We start from the raw sequence: 17,216 nt of genomic DNA, 5'->3' as shown, positions 1-17,216 counted from the left end.
AGGGCGCTTGCGCGGTCAGGCCGCCTCGTCGCCTGCGATGTCCGCTTCGGGCAGCTGCGCCAATATCTCCGTGCTTTCGGTGCGGATCAGCCAGTCCGGGCTGACGTCTATGAAGCGGATCGTCCCGTCGCGGTTGAGGACGACCACCGTCGGCTGCGGCAGCTCATAGCTGTCCGTCCCCAGCGTCGCGCCGATCCAGGCGTCTCCGGGCGCGATCTTGGGCTGCTCCTCCGGCAGGAAGGTGATCCCCAGCGCGCGGCCCAGCGCATAGCCGGGATCGCTGGCGATCGGGAAGCCGAGCCGGTGCCGTTCGGCCGGGCCGGGATCGACCGGCGTCTGCGGGCTGACCGCCACCAGCGGGATGCCCGCCTTGCGCAGCGCGGGCCAGAGCGTCTCGTTATAATAGGGCAGCGCGATGTTGCAGGCCGGGCAGCCGCCGAAGCGGAAGAAGATCAGCACCGCCGGGCCGGTGGCGAGAAGATGCCGGTCGGTCAGCGGCTTCCCTTCCGCATCGATCAGCGTGAAAGGCGCGATCCGGTCGCCCGCCTGCGCATGGTTTTCGGGCGCATAGGCCTTCACCAGCGCCTCGCGCTGGCCGGCGTTGCGGGCATAGGCTTCGGGCGTCCAGCTCCGTTTGCGCTCTGCATCCAGTTCGGCAAAGCGCTGGTTCAGTCCTTTTTGCGTCATCGTCACGGCCTTTCAGTGGAACTGGTGCGAACCTACCAGCCGTGAAGGGCGTGGAAATTGAGAAGGGTTGAAGCGCTGATGAATGTTTGAAATAGGCGGCCCTACAGGCTCGTCACCGTTTTCGAGGTCAGCTCCGCCAGCTGCTTCGTCGCCCCTTCCAGATTGGGCGCGACCCGCAGGATGCAGGCGACCTGCGGCAGGGGCGGCAGCAGCGGCGATTCCAGCGGATTTTCCTTCAGGAAGATCTGGGTGCGGCAGGTGATGCCCAGCCCGGCGTCCACCGCCGCGCGCAAGGTGGTGAGATTGGGGGTCTCGACTGCGATGCGGTAGGACCGGCCGCTGTCCTCCAGCGCGCGGATCGCCGCCTCGCGAAAGCGGCAGGGCGGCTCCAGCACCGCCAGCGGGATGATGTCGCGCCGCAGCAGCTCGGCCTTGCCGAACCAGCCCATCGGCGCGCGGTTGACCGCGTTGGGATCGTTGATCGCCGCGAAGCCCAGCGCGATGTCCAGCTCCCGCCGCTCCAGCAGCTCCAGCAGTTCGGCCGTCCCGGCGACGCGCGCGAAGATCTGCGCATCGGGGTGCAGGTCGGCGAACTGCGCGAGCAGCCCGGACAGCATGGTTTCGGCGAAATCCTGCACCATGCCGACGCGCGCGGGGCCGGTGAAGCGCCCTTCGGTGACGGCGGAGACGGCCTCGTCATGCAGCGCCAGCACCTTGCGCGCATAATCGAGCAGCAGGTCGCCCGCCGCCGTCAGCGACAGCCGCCGCCCGTCGCGGTGGAACAGCGATTTCTGGAGCAGTTCCTCCAGCCGCTTGATTTGCAGGCTGAGCGCGGATTGGGTGACGAACACCTGTTCGGATGCGTTGAGCATCGATCCCGTATCGACGATGGCGACGAAGCTGCGCAGCAGATTGGTCGGAAGATTTACCGGCATGACGTGTCCTGACTATCTCTTCGGGGCAGGGAAGGGAGGATCGCCGCTGGTGACGGTGGAACCAGTCTTGCCCATATTAAAATGATCCGGCCGCATATTTGTCAATTAAATTGGTAGATAATTTTCCTGCGGGCGGCTGAACCCCTTCTTTATCCTCCGGCGCGAACGGCGAAGCGGCGGTTCACGTGGATTCCCGGCGGAAGGGCAGGAAATACCGTGCCTGCGGATGCCTGCGCCGCGCCACGCCTGGCGCGGATTATGAGCGGCGGTCATCAATGGCCGGAGAAAACTCAATTGAATTGATTGAGATATAGGTTTTCTCTGTCCGCCTCATCAATCGGAGGCAGATATGAGCCGGGCTCGCCGAACCTTCCTTTCGACAAGACGATCGCGCTGGCCGTCACCCGCCATCGCCGCTCATCGCGACGGCGCGCCGCCGCCGCGCAACGTGGGAGGCGGCGCATGAGCCTTGCCCTCGCTTTTCCCAAGGCGGTGGATATCTCGCCGCTGCGCCATTTCGTCACCGCCTTGGGCACCGTGCTGTCGGAGACCGACGACGAGGACCTGATCCTGGTGCGCGGCAGCGGGCTGCTCGCCGATCTGGTCGCCCATGACGACTGGCTTCCGGCGGCCTTCGCCATTCCCCATCCCGATTATTATCGCCAATATCTGCTGCATTGCGACAGCCGGGAAAGGTTCAGCGTCGTGGCCTTCATCTGGGGACCGGGGCAATCGACGCCGATCCATGACCACCGCGTCTGGGGCCTTGTCGGCATATTGCGCGGCGAGGAGCTGGTCGAGAAGTTCGAGCGCGACGAGGACGGGCGGCTGGCGCGGGTGGGCCAAGTCCAGCGCCTGCGGCCCGGCGAGGTCGATATCCTCTCGCCGCGCATCGGGGATGTCCACCGCGTGTCGAACGGGCTGCCCCACGCGGTGTCGGTGTCGATCCATGTCTATGGCGCGAATATCGGCGCGGTGGAGCGTGCGGTGTTCGACCTCGACGGAACCGCCAGGCCTTTCATCTCCGGCTACGCCAATGATGTCGTGCCCAATATCTGGGACAGGTCCAAATCCCTATGAGCCTGTCGCCGCAAGATGTTCGCAAGGCGCTGCTGGCGCGCGAGGAAATAGCGTTGATCGACGTGCGGACGGAGGACGCGTTCGCCCGCGGCCATCCGCTCTTCGCCGCGCAGATCCCGCTGGCGCGGATAGAGGCGGAGGCGCATTGGCGCATCCCCCGCCGCGACACGCCGGTCGTCGTCTATGACGATGGCGAGGGGCTGGCGCTCAAGGCCGCCGTCCGCTTCGCCGCGCTGGGCTACAGCAATGTGCGGGAACTGGAAGGCGGGCTGGGTGGCTGGCGCGATGCCGGATATGAGCTGTTCGAGGATGTGAACAGCTATTCCAAGGCGTTCGGCGAGCTGGTCGAGCATCGGCGCCACACCCCGTCCCTTCCGGCCGAGCAGGTGCAGGCGCTGATCGAGGAGCAGGCGGATATCGTCGTTCTCGACGCGCGGCGGTTCGACGAATATGCGACGATGAGCATCCCGACCGGGCAGAGCGCGCCGGGGGCGGAGCTGGTGTTGCGCGCGGCGGCGGCGGCGCCGGACCCGGAAACGACGATCATCGTCAATTGCGCGGGCCGCACGCGCAGCATCATCGGCACCCAGTCCCTCATCAACGCGGGCGTGGCCAACCGCGTCTTCGCCCTCCGCAACGGCACGATCGGCTGGACGCTGGCCGGGCAGAGCCTCGACACGGGGCAGCAGAGGATCGCGCCGGAAATCGAGATCGAAGGCGCCGGCGACGCGCGCGAGCGGGCGCGCAATGTCGCCTATCGCGCGGGCGTGCGGCGCATCTCCACGGAAGAGCTGGCCTATCTGAAGGCCGATGCGTCGCGCACCCTCTATCTCTACGACGTGCGCCTGCCCGATCGCTATGAGGCGGGGCATCTGCCGGGCTTCCGCAATGCGCAGGGCGGGCAGCTGGTGCAGGAAACCGACCATTATGCGCCGGTGCGCGGCGCGCGGATCGTCCTGTCGGACGACCGGGGCGTCGGTGCGGACATGACCGCATCCTGGCTGGCGCAAATGGGCTGGGAGGTGCTGGTGCTCGACGCCGGTTTCGACGGCGAGCTGGAAACCGGGCGGGACGCCGCGCCGCCGCCGCGCGGGCCGGAGGGGCGCTACAAGCGGCCCTATGAGGGCACCGACAACCGCGCCGCCGCCATGCAGGCCTATCTGGAATGGGAATATGGCCTCGTCGCGCAACTGGCGCGGGACGGCACCCACGGCTTTTTCGTCATCTGATCCATAACGGGAGACTTATCATGACCGTCCGTTTCATCGGCTATATCGGCTTCAACAACAGCTCGGAAATCCATGGCGGCGCGCGCGACCGCGCGCTCGACAAGGACTATGTCGAGGCGGCGGCGCGAGCGCAGGAGGAAGGCGGGTTCGACCGGGTGCTGATCCCGTTCGGATCGTCCACGCCGGAAAGCCAGATCGTCGCCGCCCACGCCGCCGCGATCACCACGAAGCTGGGCTTCCTGGTCGCCCATCGCCCCGGCTTCACCCAGCCCACGCTGGCCGCGCGCCAGCTCGCGACGCTGGACCAGCTGTCGGGCGGGCGCGTCGCGGTGCACATCATCACCGGCGGGGCGGACGAGGAAATGGCGCGCGACGGCGACACCGCGACCACCAAGGCGGATCGCTATGCGCGCACCGACGAATATCTCGACATCGTGAAGCAGGAATGGAGCGCGGTGCGCCCCTTCGACCACAAGGGCCGCTTCTACGAGGTGAAGCAGGGGTCGAGCGCGGTGAAGCCGGTCAATCTGCCGGTGTTCTTCGGCGGCTCCTCACCGGAGGCGATTGAGGTCGCCGGGCGCCATGCCGATGTCTATGCGCTCTGGGGCGAGACGCTGGAACAGGTCGCGGACAATGTGCGGCGCGTGCGGCAGGCGGCGGCGCGGCACGGGCGCAACCCCGGCTTCTCGCTGTCGCTGCGTCCGGTCATCGCCGATACCGAGGAAGCCGCGTGGAAGCGCGCGAAGGAGATAGAGGATCAGGTGCGCGCCCGGCGCGAGGCGGCGGGCCTGCCGCTCAGCGGCCATCGCCCGCCCAATGCCGGGTCGCTGCGCCTGCTCGAAACCGCCAGCAGCAACCGGCGCGACAGCCGGCTGTGGACCGGGGTGGCCGCGCTCACCGGCGCGCAGGGCAACAGCACCGGGCTGGTCGGCACGCCCGAACAGGTGGCCGACGCGCTGCTCGATTATGTCGCGGTCGGCATCGACCATTTCCTGATCCGGGGCTTCGACCCGCTGGGCGACGCCATCGGCTACGGCCGCGATCTCATCCCGCTGGTGCGGCGGAAGGTCGCGGAGCGCGGCGCCGCCCCGGTCGCGCTGGCGGGCTGAGTGCCGGACGGTCCCAGTCAAGCATTACTCAGCAGCAGTTCAGCCCTTCCAATTGGACCCGCCCCGGTGCCGGTCGCACTGTGGGCGGGACCACTTTCACGGGAGACTTGAATGACACAGCGCCAACTGAAACTGGGCTTCATCCTGCACGGCGTCGGCCCCGGCTGGGACGACTGGCGCCATCCCGATGCGCAGGTCGACGCCAGCACCAGCCTTTCCTTCTACAAGCGGCAGGCGCAGACGGCCGAGCGCGGCAAGTTCGACTATCTGTTCGTCGCGGACAGCGTGTCGATCAACGCCCGTTCCTCGCCGCATTATCTCAACCGGTTCGAGCCGCTGACCATCTTGTCGGCGCTGGCGGCGGTGACCGAGCATATCGGCCTCGTCGGCACGGCGACGGTCAGCTATACCGAGCCTTTCAACCTGGCGCGGCAGTTCGCCTCGCTCGATCATATCAGCGGCGGCCGGGCGGGGTGGAACGTGGTGACGTCCTGGCTGGAAGGCAGCGCCGCCAATTTCGGCAAGGAAGAGCATCTGGCGCATGACGTGCGCTATCGCCTCGCCGAGGAATATCTGGAGGTCGTCAAGGGGCTGTGGGACAGCTGGGAGGACGATGCGCTGGTCCGCGACAAGGAAACGGGGCAGTTCCTCGATCCCGACAAGCTGCATGAGCTGAACCACAAGGGCGCATTCCTGTCGGTCAAGGGGCCGCTCAACATCTCCCGCTCGCCGCAGGGGCAGCCGGTGATCTTTCAGGCCGGATCGTCCGAGGACGGCCGCAGCTATGCGGCGAAGCATGCGGAGGCGATCTTCACCCACCAGAATGATCTGGAGGAGGCGAAGCTCTTTTACGCCGACGTGAAGGCGCGGGCGCGGGGCTTCGGGCGCGATCCCGAACAGCTGTTCATCGTGCCGGGCGCGCGTCCGGTGATCGGCTCGACCGAAGCGGAGGCCGAGGCGAAGCATCAGGAACTGGCGAGCCTCGTCACGCTGGAAAATGCGCTGCGGGCGCTCGGCCGGTCGTTCAACGACCATAATTTCAGCCAATATGACCCGGACGGCCCCTTTCCGCAGGAGGTCGCCGCCGAGGGGCTGAAGAGCAACCAGAGCGGCTCCGCCCGCGTGCTGGAGCTGGCCCGGCAGGGCCTGCCGCTGCGCGAGATCGCGCTGCGCCTCGCGACCCCGCGAGGCCAGTTCGTCGGCACGCCGGAGCAGATCGCCGACCGGTTCCAGAACTGGCTGGAGGAACGGGGATCGGATGGCTTCAACCTGTTCGAACCGCTGCCCGGACAGCTCGACCTCTTCGTCGATCAGGTGGTGCCGATCCTCCAGAAACGCGGCATCTACAAGCAGGACTATCCGGGCGGCACCTTCCGCGACACGCTGGGCCTGCCCAAGCCGGAAAACCGCCATACCCTCGCCCGTAGCCGCCGCAGCGCGGCCTGACGGGCGGCAGGATGCCGGAAGGCGTCCCATCCGCGCGCGTGGCGGCTTTTACTATGGGATCGGCGTCAAATTATGACTGCTGACAGATGAGGAAAAGGGCCTGTCTTTCCCGGTCGGAAAGGCGGGCCCATTTTCGTTGCGGACGGTGAAGATCATCGCCGGATATATATGCTTATTTGGAATGAAGATATATTATGAGATTTAAATATATAGACGAAGGAATATATGAATATTTCAAACTATATTGGCAATATTCCTGCCGCTATAAGATATTGTCAATATCGAGCCGCGCATTTGCCTCCTATTGTTCCCCCTGTTTGATGAAATCGGGGGCTTGATATCCTATGATATATTCGAAAAGGCTGATGGTCCGGTGGCTGGCCGGGGCAGGTATCGGTGCATTGCTCGCGGCGCCAGCGCTGGCGGCGGAAGAGGTGGCGGATGCCGTGGCGGAGCAGCCGCTGGCCGATGCGGAAAAGGCTTCGGGCGGGCTGGACATCATCGTGACGGCCTCCCGCCGCGAGGAAAGCGTGCAGCGTACGCCGATCGCGGTGACGGCGCTGACCTCCGACGGCATAGAGCAGCAGCAGGTCGCGACCTTCCGCGATCTCTCCGGCCGGATTCCGGGCCTGCTCGCGCCCAAGCGCTCCACCGCCTACACGACGCAGACCTACGCCGTCCGCGGCATCGGCGAAACCGACACCTATCCCGAACCGACGGTCGCGGTCTATGTCGACGATGTCTATCTCGCCCGCACCGTGGGGTCGCTCTACGATGCGCCGGACCTGGAGCGGGTGGAGGTGCTGCGCGGTCCGCAGGGCACGCTCTACGGCCGCAATTCCAGCGCGGGCGCGATCCGCTTCATCACCAGGGATCCGACCGCCGAACCGGAGCTTTACGTCAGCGGCAGCTATGGCTCGTTCGACAATGTGAACCTGAAATTGCGGGCCAATGGCGGGATTCTCGCCGATGACAAGCTCAACGGTTCGCTTTCGGTGATCCGCCATGTCCGCGACGGCTGGACTTGGAGCGTCCCCCTCAACCGCGATGTGAACGATCTCGATCTCTGGGTGCTGCGCGGCAAGCTGAAGTCGCGGCTGACCGACCGGCTGACGGTCACCCTTTCCGCCGATGCGATGTTCGACCGCTCGACGCAGAGCTATTATACGCCGATCAACCAGCCCGACGGCGTGACGGGCACGGGCAACCGGACCGATCCCGACCTCACCTGGTCGAACACCCTGCCCTATAACTACACCAACGCCTATGGCGGATCGCTGACCCTGCGATACGAGGTGGACGATCATCTCGTGCTGAAGTCGGTGACGGCCTATCGCGGCCTCGACGGCCCCATTTATTACGACAATGACGGCGTGCAGGCGATCAAGGGCGACAGCCATGCCGGTTTCCGGCAATATCAGAAAACGCAGGAACTCAACCTGAACGGCGAATATGAGAAGCTGAACTTCGTCCTCGGCTTCTATTATTTCTACGAATATTTCATGAACGATCGCCTGAGCCAGGCGGCGGGGTCGACGGTGGACAATGTGGGGTCGGTGTCGGCGGTCCAGAACTGGCTGCGGACCACCAGCTATTCGGTGTTCGGGCAGGCCAAATACGCGTTCGACGACCGCTTCACGCTGACGCTGGGCGGGCGCTGGACGCAGGACCGGCGCGGCTTCCGCTCGCTGATCAGCACCAGCGTCAGCGTGCCGCTCCACCATCCGCAGGAATGGGATTACGACCCGCGCGTCTATGCCGACCTGTTCGGTCCGTTCCAGAATAATTACGATGTCCGCCCGGAACGGCGCAGCTTCTCCAACTTCTCGCCCAAGGTCGGTTTGCAGGCGCAATGGGCGTCGGAGCTGTTCCAGTATCTGTCCTGGTCCAAGGGGTTCAAGAGCGGCGGCTTCGACCTGCGCTCCAGTTCGCTGGTCGGATCGTCCCAGCCTTATCGGCCGCAGGTCATCACGACATGGGAAACCGGCCTCAAATCGACGCTGGCGGGCGGCAACCTGACCGCGAACCTTTCCGTCTTCCACAATGCGATCAAGGATTTGCAGGTCCGCGCGACATCGCCCGCGACGCCGACGACCCCGTCGTTCAGCGGCATATTGAACGCCGCCAGCGGCGAGACCTACGGGGCGGAGTTCGAGCTGTCGGCGCTGCCGTTCGACGGGTTGCGCATCGATGCGTCCGCCGCCTGGCTCAAGACCGCCTACAAGAATTTCTCCGCCGTGCTGCCCGCCAACCTGCCGGGCCGCACCACGCTCGTCGGGCTGGAATTCCCGCTGGCGCCGCGCTGGCAGTCCTCGGTGGCGGTCAATTACCGGCTGCCGCTGCGCGTCGAGGGCGCGTGGCGGATCGGACTGGACGCGCAATATGAATCGGCGCGCTGGTCCGACATCTACAACACCGCGCAGACGCGGATCCAGAAGCAGCTGTTCGTCAACGGGACGATCAACTACACCAGCGAGGACGGGGACTGGGCGGCCGGGCTCTACGTGACCAACCTGTTCGACCTGCGGCGGGCGCAGATGCTAACCTACACGCCCAATAATTCGGGCGTCTATCCCAACCATTATGCCGCCTACAACCTGCCGAGGATGGTGAATATCACCCTCAGCAAGACCTTCCGCTAGGTGCCCATACCCAAGGGGCATCGCCATCGGGAAGGGCCGCATTCCCGATGAGCGTTGCGGATATCCATATGAGCAAAGCCAATTTTCGCTCCTTTCGCTCCTGCACTAGCATCGCTGGCGCAGGACCCTCTGGCCGGATCGTTCGATGACCGAGATACAGCATGTGCCCGACGACATAGCCGAACCGCCGCCGCTCGCCGCGCGCGCTTTGACGGGGCGGCGCGCGCTGCTCATCGGCGGGGGCGTGGCGCTGGCGGCGGGGGCGCTGGGCGTCGGCCTCGCACGCCGCGCGCCCGAACGCGCCTATACCGCCGACGGGCTGCGCAAGCTGACCCTCGCGTGGAACGCCAATGCGATCTGCCTCGCCCCGGTGCTGCTGGCGAAGGAACTCGGCATCTTCCGCAACCATGGGCTGGAGGTCGAGTTGTTCAACTTCGCCGGGCCGACCGACCAGATGCTGGAGGCGCTCTCCACCGGCAAGGCGGATGCGGGGATCGGCATGATCATGCGCTGGATCAAGCCGCTGGAGCAGGGGTTCGACGTGCGGCTGATCGCGGGCACGCATGGCGGGTGCATCCGCATGTCGGGGTCGCGCGCGGCGGGCGTCACGCCCGATCCGAAGAGCCTTGCGGGCAAGGTGATCGGTCTGTCCGACATCAACGGCGCGGCGTTCAACACCTTCGCGGTGCTGCTGAAATATCACGGGCTCGACCCCAAGCGCGACGTCGAGTGGCGCGCCTATCCCCAGCCGCTGCTGGGCGAGGCGATCCGCAAGGGCGAGGTGCAGGCGATCGCCGATTCCGACCCGATCCTCTACAAGATGGAGCAGGATTCGCGCGGCGATCTGGTCGAGGTGCTGAGCAACCTGACCAAGCCGTGGGACCGCCGCGTCTGCTGCGTGGTGGGGGCGGGCGGATCGCTGTTGCGGGACGACCCGGAAAGCGCCCGCGCGCTGGCTTCCTCGCTGGTGCAGGCCGCGAAGCTGTGCCAGGGCGACCCGGAGCAGACCGCCCGCCTGTTCGCGCCCTATGCGAAGGCGAGCGTCGAGGATATTGCCGGGGTGCTGCGCACGCAGACCCATGGCGTGCACCCGGTCGGCACCGACCTGATCGGCGATATCGCCCTGTACGCCGGGGAACTGCGCGACATCGGGGTGATGAAGGCGGATACCGACCCGCAACGCTTCGCCGAGCGCACCGTCCAGAATCTCTTCACCTGATCCCGTTCCAGCCGAAGGGCCCCATCATGAACGACATTGCGCATCATGCCCCCGACCTTCCCGCGATCGCCGCCACCGCCGACTGGCCGGCCGCGAGGGAAGCCCCGCCCTTCTGGACCACCGGCGCGGTGGCCGCGACGGTGTGGCTGGCGGGGTCGGCGATCAACTATCATTGGCCGGATCTCTCCCCCTGGGCGCGCACGCCGCTGCTCGCCATGGCGCAGGGCGCGCTGGGCGTGCTGCTGCTGGGCGCGGCGATATTCGGCGGGCGGACGCGGCAGGTGCGCTATTTCCATCCGGCGGGCCGCTGGCTGGTGGCGCTGGGCGCGCTGCTGACGGTGTGGGTCGTCCTCACCGCCAAGACCGCGCTGCTGCCCCTGCCTTTCTTCCCGCCGCCGCAGTCGATACTGGAAGTCTATACCGACGATTATGCGCGGCTGCTGGAAAGCCTCTGGTATTCCGCCTGGCTGCTGGTGCCCGGTTTCGTCGCCGGGGCGCTTGCCGGCTTCGGCGCGGGGGTGGCGATCGGCTGGTCGCGCACCGTTCATTATTGGGGACACCCGATCCTGCGCATCGTCGGCCCGCTGCCCGCAACGGCCTGGCTGCCGGTCGCCTTTTTCTTCTTCCCGTCGGCCAACAGCGCCAGCATCTTCCTGATCGCGCTGTCGACGGGCTTTCCGGTCGCGGTGCTGACCGCGTCGGGCATCAGCGGCGTCAACAGCGCCTATTACGACATCGCCCGCACGCTCGGCGCCAATGAGCGTTTCCTGATCGCCCGCATCGCCATTCCCGCCGCGCTGCCCAGCGTGTTCGTCGGCCTGTTCATGGGTTTGGGCGCGTCCTTCGCGGTGCTGATCGTCGCGGAGATGATGGGGGTGAAGGCCGGGCTGGGCTTCTACCTGCAATGGGCGCAAGGGTGGGCCGCCTATGCCAATCTCTACGGCGTCCTCATCCTGATGGCGCTGCTGTTTTCCGGCCTCATCTCCCTGCTGTTCCTCGTGCGCGACAGGGTTCTCGCCTGGCAGAAGGAGCTGGTGCGGTGGTGAGCGCGGTGACGGTTCCCCTGACGCGCGAGGCGCCGTCCCCGGTCGGCATCCGCGCGCAGATACGCGGCGTCAGCCATCATTACCCGACGCCGGGCGGCGGGTTGCTCCATGTCCTCGACGATGTGACATTCACCGTCGAGCCGGGCGAGTGCGTCGCGCTGCTGGGGCCGAGCGGCTGCGGCAAGTCCACGCTGCTGCGCCTGCTCGCCGGGCTCGAACAGCCCGGCCGGGGCAAGATCGGCGCCGACGGCGTACGGATCGTCGGGCCGGACCCGTCGCGCCTGCTCGTGTTCCAGGATCCGACGCTCTATCCGTGGCGGACGGTGCGGCAGAATGTGGGGCTGGGGCTGGAGGCGCGCGGCATCGCCGATCGCGCGCGCCGGGTGGACGAGGTGCTGCATCTCGTCGGGCTGGACGGCTTCGCCGACGCCTATCCCAACCAGCTGTCGGGCGGCATGGCGCAGCGGGCGGCGCTGGCGCGCGTGCTGGTCAACGACCCGCGCCTGCTGCTGCTGGACGAGCCGCTGGGCAAGCTCGATGCGCTCACCCGGATGACGATGCAGGCCGAGCTGCTGCGGCTGTGGCAGAATGCGGGCTTCACCACGCTGCTGGTCACGCATGATGTGGAGGAGGCGCTGCTGCTGGCCCAGCGGGTGCTGGTCTTCACGCCCCGCCCGGCGCGGATCGCTGCCTCCTTCGAGGTCGGGCTGGACTATCCGCGCCACCGCGACGACCGGCATTTCGTGGAGTTGCGGCGGCGCATATTGGAAGTCGTCGGCCATTCCGACATATTGTGAAGCGCGCGATCGCCGGGAACCGTCCGGCGGCCCTTAAAACGCGAAAGGCCCGGTTCAGGTCGAACCGGGCCTTTTCCGTTCCGGCGTGGAACCGGCCTCAGCCGGGCGGCTGGTCCTTCGGGCCGGGAACCGCCGCGGTCACGGAGGCGGCCGGGGCCTGCCTGCCGTTCATCCTGATCGCGGTGACGCGGTTTTCGACATGGGCCTGGGTGATGCGGCTGCCGGGCGGCACGCTGCTGGTCAGCCAGACATTGCCGCCGATCTCCGACCCCTGCCCGATGGTGATGCGGCCCAATATCGTCGCGCCCGCATAGATGACGACATCGTCCTCGATGACCGGGTGGCGGCGCTCGCCCCGTCCCGTCACGCCGTCCGTGCCGAGCCGCAGGCTGCGCGCGCCCAGCGTCACGCCCTGATAGAGCCGGACCCGCTTGCCGACGATCGCCGTTTCGCCGATCACCACGCCGGTGCCGTGGTCGATGAAGAAGCCTTCGCCGATCCGCGCGCCGGGGTGGATGTCGATGCCGGTCTTGCCGTGCGCAAGCTCGGAGATGATGCGGGCGACCAGCGGCGCGCCCAGCCCGTGGAGATGGTGGGCGAGCCGGTGGTGGATGATCGCCAGCATCGAGGGGTAGCAGATCAGCACCTCATCGACGCTGCGCGCCGCCGGGTCGCCGAGGAAGGCGGCCTCCACATCGGTGTCGAGCAGCAGGCGCAGATCGGGCAGCGCCTGCGCGAAATCGGCGATGATCTGCGCGGCCTGGCTGTCGATCGCGCTGTGGGAGATGTCGCTGGCCGCATAGATCAGCTCCAGCCGGATCTGCCCGTAGAGGCGCGACAAGGCGGTCTGGAGGGTCTGCGCGACGAAGGCGTCCTCATTGTGCAGCCGGACGAAGGCCGGGCCGAGGCGCAGCGGGAACAGCGCCCCGCACAGTGCCCCCATGATTTTGCCGAGATCGCCGCGCGAGGGGAAGCTGTCTTCCCCATATTCGCCATGATGGGCCTGCACCGACCGCCAGTTCCGGCGAATGGTGCTGAGCCGCGCGACGATCGGATCGAGATCGAAATAGCCCTCCACCCTGGCACTACCCGGCGAGATCGTCCGGCAGGCCGTCGCGGAACGCCAGCGCCTCGACGGGCAGGCGGTCGCTCGGCACTTCGCGCGCCTGCAAGGCTTCCGGCAATTTGCCCTTGTCGCCCAGATGGCCGACGGCGATCGCCGCCTCTATCCGGTAGCGGTCCGGCAGGTCGAAATAGCCGCGTGCCTTCGCCTGGTCGAACCCGGCCATCGCATGGGTGTGAAGGCCGAGGCGCCGCGCCTGCAACGCCAGCAGCGCCCATGCGGCGCCCGCGTCGAAGCTGTTGCTGGTCGCCGGCTGCGCCTCCGACTTGCCGGGCGGCACGATCAGCGTGTCGGACAGCACGAAGATGAGCGCGGCGGCATCCTTCACCCAGGCGGCGTTGAACGGCAGCAGCAGGTCGAGGAACTCCTGCCACACGGCGCTGTCGCGCTGTGCGTAGACGAACCGCCACGGCTGGTAGTTGAAGGCCGACGGCGCCCAGCGCGCGGCATCGAACAGGGTCAGCAGCTGCTCTTCGTCGATCGACGTCCCGTCGAAGGCGCGCGGCGACCAGCGTTCCAGAAACAGCGGATCGACGGCGAAGGGCGTCGAGCGGAGATGGGTGCTCATATGGGATGTCCTTTTATGATAAAGGGGGAATCATATGCCCAGCCTTGCCCAGAATTCATCGGCCCTGATGGCCTGCGCAGGGGAGGGCGCGTCCGGGTTGTACCGGAGCCATGAGGGATGAGGCAAGGGCGCCGCGCGCGGGGGAACGGCGTTGGCGCGGGGACGTCGGGGGGCGGATCGGGTCATTCGTATTCTCCTTGTGCGGAACACGAAGCCGGCGTTGTCGCGAGGGATTCGTGCGCTTTAGCCGTTGGTGACGCGGAGCAAGCTGACATGAATCAAAAGCCGCGAGGCGGGTGCCTGTGATTTCTCTACTCAATCGGTTGTCAAATGTCTCGCAATCCTTCTTTGCGGCGGGTGAAGCTTTTCTTTTGGGGTGGGCGATCGCCTTCGGCCCATCACGTCATGCCAGCGCAGGCTGGCATCTCAGGAGATGGAGCGCGACATGGCCAGCGGCCCCAGCCTGCGCTGGGGCGACAAAGGGGGCTGCGGCCATATGCCGCTCATGCTTCCTCTCCAAAACTGACACAAGCAAACCGTTCGGGCTGAGCTTGTCGAAGCCCTGTCCTTCTTCTAGCCCCAAGAGAAAAGCAGCCGTTGACCCTTGGTCGCCCTTCGGGTCGACAAGCTCGGGGCGAACGGTTGGGGGCCGTTGGTTCTTTATAGCACGGTGTGCCGCGCTCTTTATCCCCCGAAACTCTTCGACCGCAGCGGCTGCACGCGGATCGTCGCGCCCGGTTGCGGCGCGGGCGATCCGGCGTCCAGATCGATCTCGACGATCTCGCCGGTGCCGGAAAGCACGCCTTCGACGCGCCAGACCCCGCCCTTGCGGAACACATTGTCGACCAGCACCGCCTCGCCGCCTTCCTCGACGATGCGCAGGTCGTGCGGGCGGACGTGCAGGCCGTCGGGCAGATGGTTCGTCTCGCCCACGAAATGCGAGACGAACGGGGTCGCCGGTTCCATGTAGATTTCCTCCGGCGTGCCGATCTGCTCGATCACGCCATGGTCCATCACCACCACCCGGTCGGCCAGCTCCAGCGCCTCTTCCTGATCATGGGTGACGAAGATCGAGGTCAGCCCCATCTGCCGGTGCAGGTCGCGCAGCCAGCGGCGCAGGTCCTTGCGCACCTTGGCGTCGAGCGCGCCGAAGGGTTCGTCCAGCAACAGCAATTTCGGTTCGATCGCCAGCGCGCGGGCCAGCGCCACGCGCTGTCGCTGGCCGCCGGAAAGCTGGCTGGGATAGCGCTTGCCGAGGCCGTCGAGCTGCACCAGCCGCAGCAACTCCTGCGCGCGGGCCTCGATCTCCCGCTTCGGCGGGCGGTTGCGTTTCCTGACGCTGAGGCCGAAGCCGACATTCTGCGCGACCGTCATGTGGCGGAACAGCGCATAATGCTGGAACACGAAGCCCACCTGCCGGTCCCGCACGCTGAGACCGGACACGTCCCGCCCATCGACCAGCACCTCGCCCTCGTCCTGAAATTCGAGGCCCGCGATGATGCGCAGCAGCGTCGTCTTGCCGGAGCCGGACGGGCCGAGCAGCGCGATGAATTCCCCCGGCTCCACCGACAGGCTGATGTCGCGCAGCACGCTGACATCGTCGAAGCGCTTGGTGAGGTTGTTTACGCGGATCAATGCTTGGCTCCCGAGTGGAGGTCGAAGCGCCATTCGAGAACGCTTTTGGCGACGAGGGTTACCAGCGCCAGCAGCGCCAGCAGCGAGGCGACCGCGAAGGCGCCGACGAAATTATATTCGTTGTAGAGGATCTCGACATGCAGCGGCATGGTGTTCGTCTCGCCCCTGATATGGCCGGACACCACCGACACCGCGCCGAATTCGCCCATCGCCCGCGCATTGCAGAGCAGCACGCCGTAGAGCAGCCCCCAGCGGATATTGGGCAGCGTCACGCGCCAGAAGGTCTGCCAGCCGCTCGCGCCGAGCGACAGCGCGGCTTCCTCGTCGGCGCGGCCCTGTTCCTGCATCAGCGGGATCAGCTCCCGCGCGACGAAGGGGAAGGTGATGAAGATGGTGGCGAGGAGGATCCCCGGCACGGCGAAGATCACCCGGATGCCATGATCGGCCAGCCACGGTCCCAGATAGCCTTGCGCGCCGAACAGCAGCACGAAGATGAGGCCGGACACGACCGGCGACACCGAAAAGGGCAGGTCGATCAGGGTGACGAGCAGGCTCTTGCCCTTGAAGTCGTATTTGCTGATCGCCCAGCTCGCCGCGACGCCGAAGACCATGTTGAGCGGCACGCTGATCGCCGCGACCATCAGCGTCAGCCGGATCGCGGATTGCGCGTCCGGGTCCGTCACCGCATTGGCGAAGCCGCCGATGCCCTGCTTCAGCGCCTCCCCGAACACGGCGATCAGCGGCAGCAGCAGGAAGAAGGCGAGGAAGGCGAGCGCGACGAGGATCAGCAATATCCGGGTCGCGCGCCTTTCGGTGGTGGAGCGATGAATGCTCATGCGCCCATCCTCCTGCGGCGAAGCGTCTGATAGCCGTTCAGCAGCAGCAGGATCGCGAAGGACACGACCAGCATCACCGTCGCGATCGCGGTCGCCCCGTCATAGGCATATTGCTCCAGCTGGGTGACGATGAGCAGCGGCGCGATCTCCGTCTTGCCGGGCATGTTGCCGGAAATGAAGATGACCGACCCATATTCGCCGACGCCGCGCGCGAACGCCATCGCGAAGCCGGTGATAAGCGCGGGCAGGATCGAGGGCAGGATGATGCGGAAGAAGGTCTGCGCGCGCCCCGCGCCCAGCGTCGCGGCCGCTTCCTCGACCTCCAGCCCCATGTCGGCCAGCACCGGCTCCACCGAGCGGACGACGAAGGGCAGGCCGATGAAGATGAGCGCGATGGTGATGCCGAGCGGCGTGAACGCCACCTTCACCCCCAGCGGGTCGAGGAACTGGCCGATCCAGCCGCTGGGCGCGTAGATGGTCGTCAGCGCGATGCCCGCGACGGCGGTGGGCAGCGCGAAGGGCAGGTCGACCAGCGCGCCGATCACCCGCTTGCCGGGGAAGCTGTATCGCACCAGCACCCAGGCGATGAGCAGGCCGAACACGACATTGACCAGCCCTGCGGCGGCGGCGGTGCCGAAGCTGAGCCTGTAGGCGGCCAGCGCCCGGTCGGAAAAGCCCGCCGCGACGAAATCCGACCAGCCCATTCCCGCCGATCGGAGGAAGATGGTGGCGAGCGGGATGAGGACGATCAGCGACAGCCAGATCACCGAAACCCCAAAGGTCAATCCGAAACCGGGGAGCACGGAAGGCTGGCGCCAGCGCCCGCGCGAGAGGGAAAGTGAAGTCATCTGCAGAGGCCTGCTC

At 66.6% G+C, this 17,216-nt stretch carries 15 protein-coding genes; 8 read left to right on the top strand and 7 right to left on the bottom strand.

Going from position 1 to position 17,216, the window contains the following annotated elements; all coding sequences use genetic code 11:
* Positions 1-15 precede the first annotated feature (15 nt).
* Together GGR43_RS01440 and GGR43_RS01435 are read right to left on the bottom strand one after the other, a co-directional pair.
* Positions 16-687 (bottom strand): peroxiredoxin-like family protein, encoded by a 672-nt coding sequence (locus GGR43_RS01440; protein WP_188070154.1) that lies wholly within the window; start codon positions 685-687, stop codon positions 16-18.
* Positions 688-788: 101 nt separating this feature from the next.
* Positions 789-1,622, bottom strand: a complete 834-nt coding sequence (locus tag GGR43_RS01435) for a LysR substrate-binding domain-containing protein (protein ID WP_188070153.1) — start codon at positions 1,620-1,622, stop codon at positions 789-791.
* A gap of 462 nt (positions 1,623-2,084) precedes the next feature.
* Between GGR43_RS01435 and GGR43_RS01430 the strand changes: the two genes are divergently transcribed.
* From GGR43_RS01430 to GGR43_RS01395, 8 genes are all read left to right on the top strand, one after another.
* Complete coding sequence (locus GGR43_RS01430) at positions 2,085-2,702, top strand: cysteine dioxygenase family protein (protein ID WP_188070152.1); 618 nt, start codon at positions 2,085-2,087, stop codon at positions 2,700-2,702.
* Entirely contained in the window at positions 2,699-3,931 is a 1,233-nt protein-coding gene (locus tag GGR43_RS01425; RefSeq protein WP_188070151.1) for a rhodanese-like domain-containing protein, read from the top strand. The genes GGR43_RS01430 and GGR43_RS01425 overlap by 4 nt, the downstream gene beginning before the upstream one ends.
* 20 nt (positions 3,932-3,951) lie before the next feature.
* On the top strand, positions 3,952-5,040 hold the full coding sequence (locus tag GGR43_RS01420) for an LLM class flavin-dependent oxidoreductase (protein ID WP_188070150.1): 1,089 nt from the start codon (positions 3,952-3,954) through the stop codon (positions 5,038-5,040).
* Between the two features lie 111 nt (positions 5,041-5,151).
* Positions 5,152-6,486, top strand: a complete 1,335-nt coding sequence (locus GGR43_RS01415) for an LLM class flavin-dependent oxidoreductase (RefSeq protein ID WP_188070149.1) — start codon at positions 5,152-5,154, stop codon at positions 6,484-6,486.
* A gap of 365 nt (positions 6,487-6,851) precedes the next feature.
* A complete protein-coding gene (locus tag GGR43_RS01410; protein ID WP_188070148.1) occupies positions 6,852-9,128 on the top strand; it encodes a TonB-dependent receptor in 2,277 nt (758 codons plus the stop codon).
* Positions 9,129-9,273: 145 nt separating this feature from the next.
* The gene (locus GGR43_RS01405) at positions 9,274-10,347 is read left to right on the top strand and encodes an ABC transporter substrate-binding protein (protein WP_188070147.1); all 1,074 of its coding nucleotides are present in this window, start codon (positions 9,274-9,276) and stop codon (positions 10,345-10,347) included.
* A gap of 26 nt (positions 10,348-10,373) precedes the next feature.
* Positions 10,374-11,393, top strand: coding sequence for an ABC transporter permease (locus GGR43_RS01400; RefSeq protein WP_188070146.1), 1,020 nt, complete (start codon positions 10,374-10,376; stop codon positions 11,391-11,393).
* Positions 11,387-12,190 carry an ABC transporter ATP-binding protein gene (locus GGR43_RS01395; protein WP_284278300.1) on the top strand — a complete coding sequence of 268 codons (804 nt, stop codon included), beginning with the start codon at positions 11,387-11,389 and terminating at the stop codon, positions 12,188-12,190. Before GGR43_RS01400 ends, GGR43_RS01395 begins: the two co-directional genes overlap by 7 nt.
* A gap of 97 nt (positions 12,191-12,287) precedes the next feature.
* Here the strand turns inward: GGR43_RS01395 and epsC are convergent, their stop codons facing one another.
* From epsC to cysT, 5 genes are all read right to left on the bottom strand, one after another.
* Positions 12,288-13,289 (bottom strand): serine O-acetyltransferase EpsC, encoded by a 1,002-nt coding sequence (gene epsC, locus GGR43_RS01390; protein ID WP_188070344.1) that lies wholly within the window; start codon positions 13,287-13,289, stop codon positions 12,288-12,290.
* Positions 13,276-13,881 (bottom strand): nitroreductase family protein, encoded by a 606-nt coding sequence (locus GGR43_RS01385; protein ID WP_188070145.1) that lies wholly within the window; start codon positions 13,879-13,881, stop codon positions 13,276-13,278. The genes epsC and GGR43_RS01385 overlap by 14 nt, the downstream gene beginning before the upstream one ends.
* Before the next feature lie 684 nt (positions 13,882-14,565).
* A complete protein-coding gene (locus GGR43_RS01380; protein WP_246343261.1) occupies positions 14,566-15,516 on the bottom strand; it encodes a sulfate/molybdate ABC transporter ATP-binding protein in 951 nt (316 codons plus the stop codon).
* The gene (gene cysW / locus GGR43_RS01375) at positions 15,513-16,352 is read right to left on the bottom strand and encodes a sulfate ABC transporter permease subunit CysW (RefSeq protein ID WP_188070143.1); all 840 of its coding nucleotides are present in this window, start codon (positions 16,350-16,352) and stop codon (positions 15,513-15,515) included. The genes GGR43_RS01380 and cysW overlap by 4 nt, the downstream gene beginning before the upstream one ends.
* Positions 16,349-17,200: a sulfate ABC transporter permease subunit CysT gene (cysT, locus tag GGR43_RS01370; RefSeq protein ID WP_188070142.1), complete on the bottom strand. Its 852-nt coding sequence runs from the start codon at positions 17,198-17,200 to the stop codon at positions 16,349-16,351. The genes cysW and cysT overlap by 4 nt, the downstream gene beginning before the upstream one ends.
* Positions 17,201-17,216 lie beyond the last annotated feature (16 nt).

Origin of the sequence: Sphingobium jiangsuense (assembly GCF_014196495.1) — a bacterium.
GTDB lineage: Bacteria > Pseudomonadota > Alphaproteobacteria > Sphingomonadales > Sphingomonadaceae > Sphingobium > Sphingobium jiangsuense.
The sequence above is the reverse complement of the archived record's forward strand: the minus strand, read 5'-3'. Positions and strand labels throughout refer to the sequence as shown.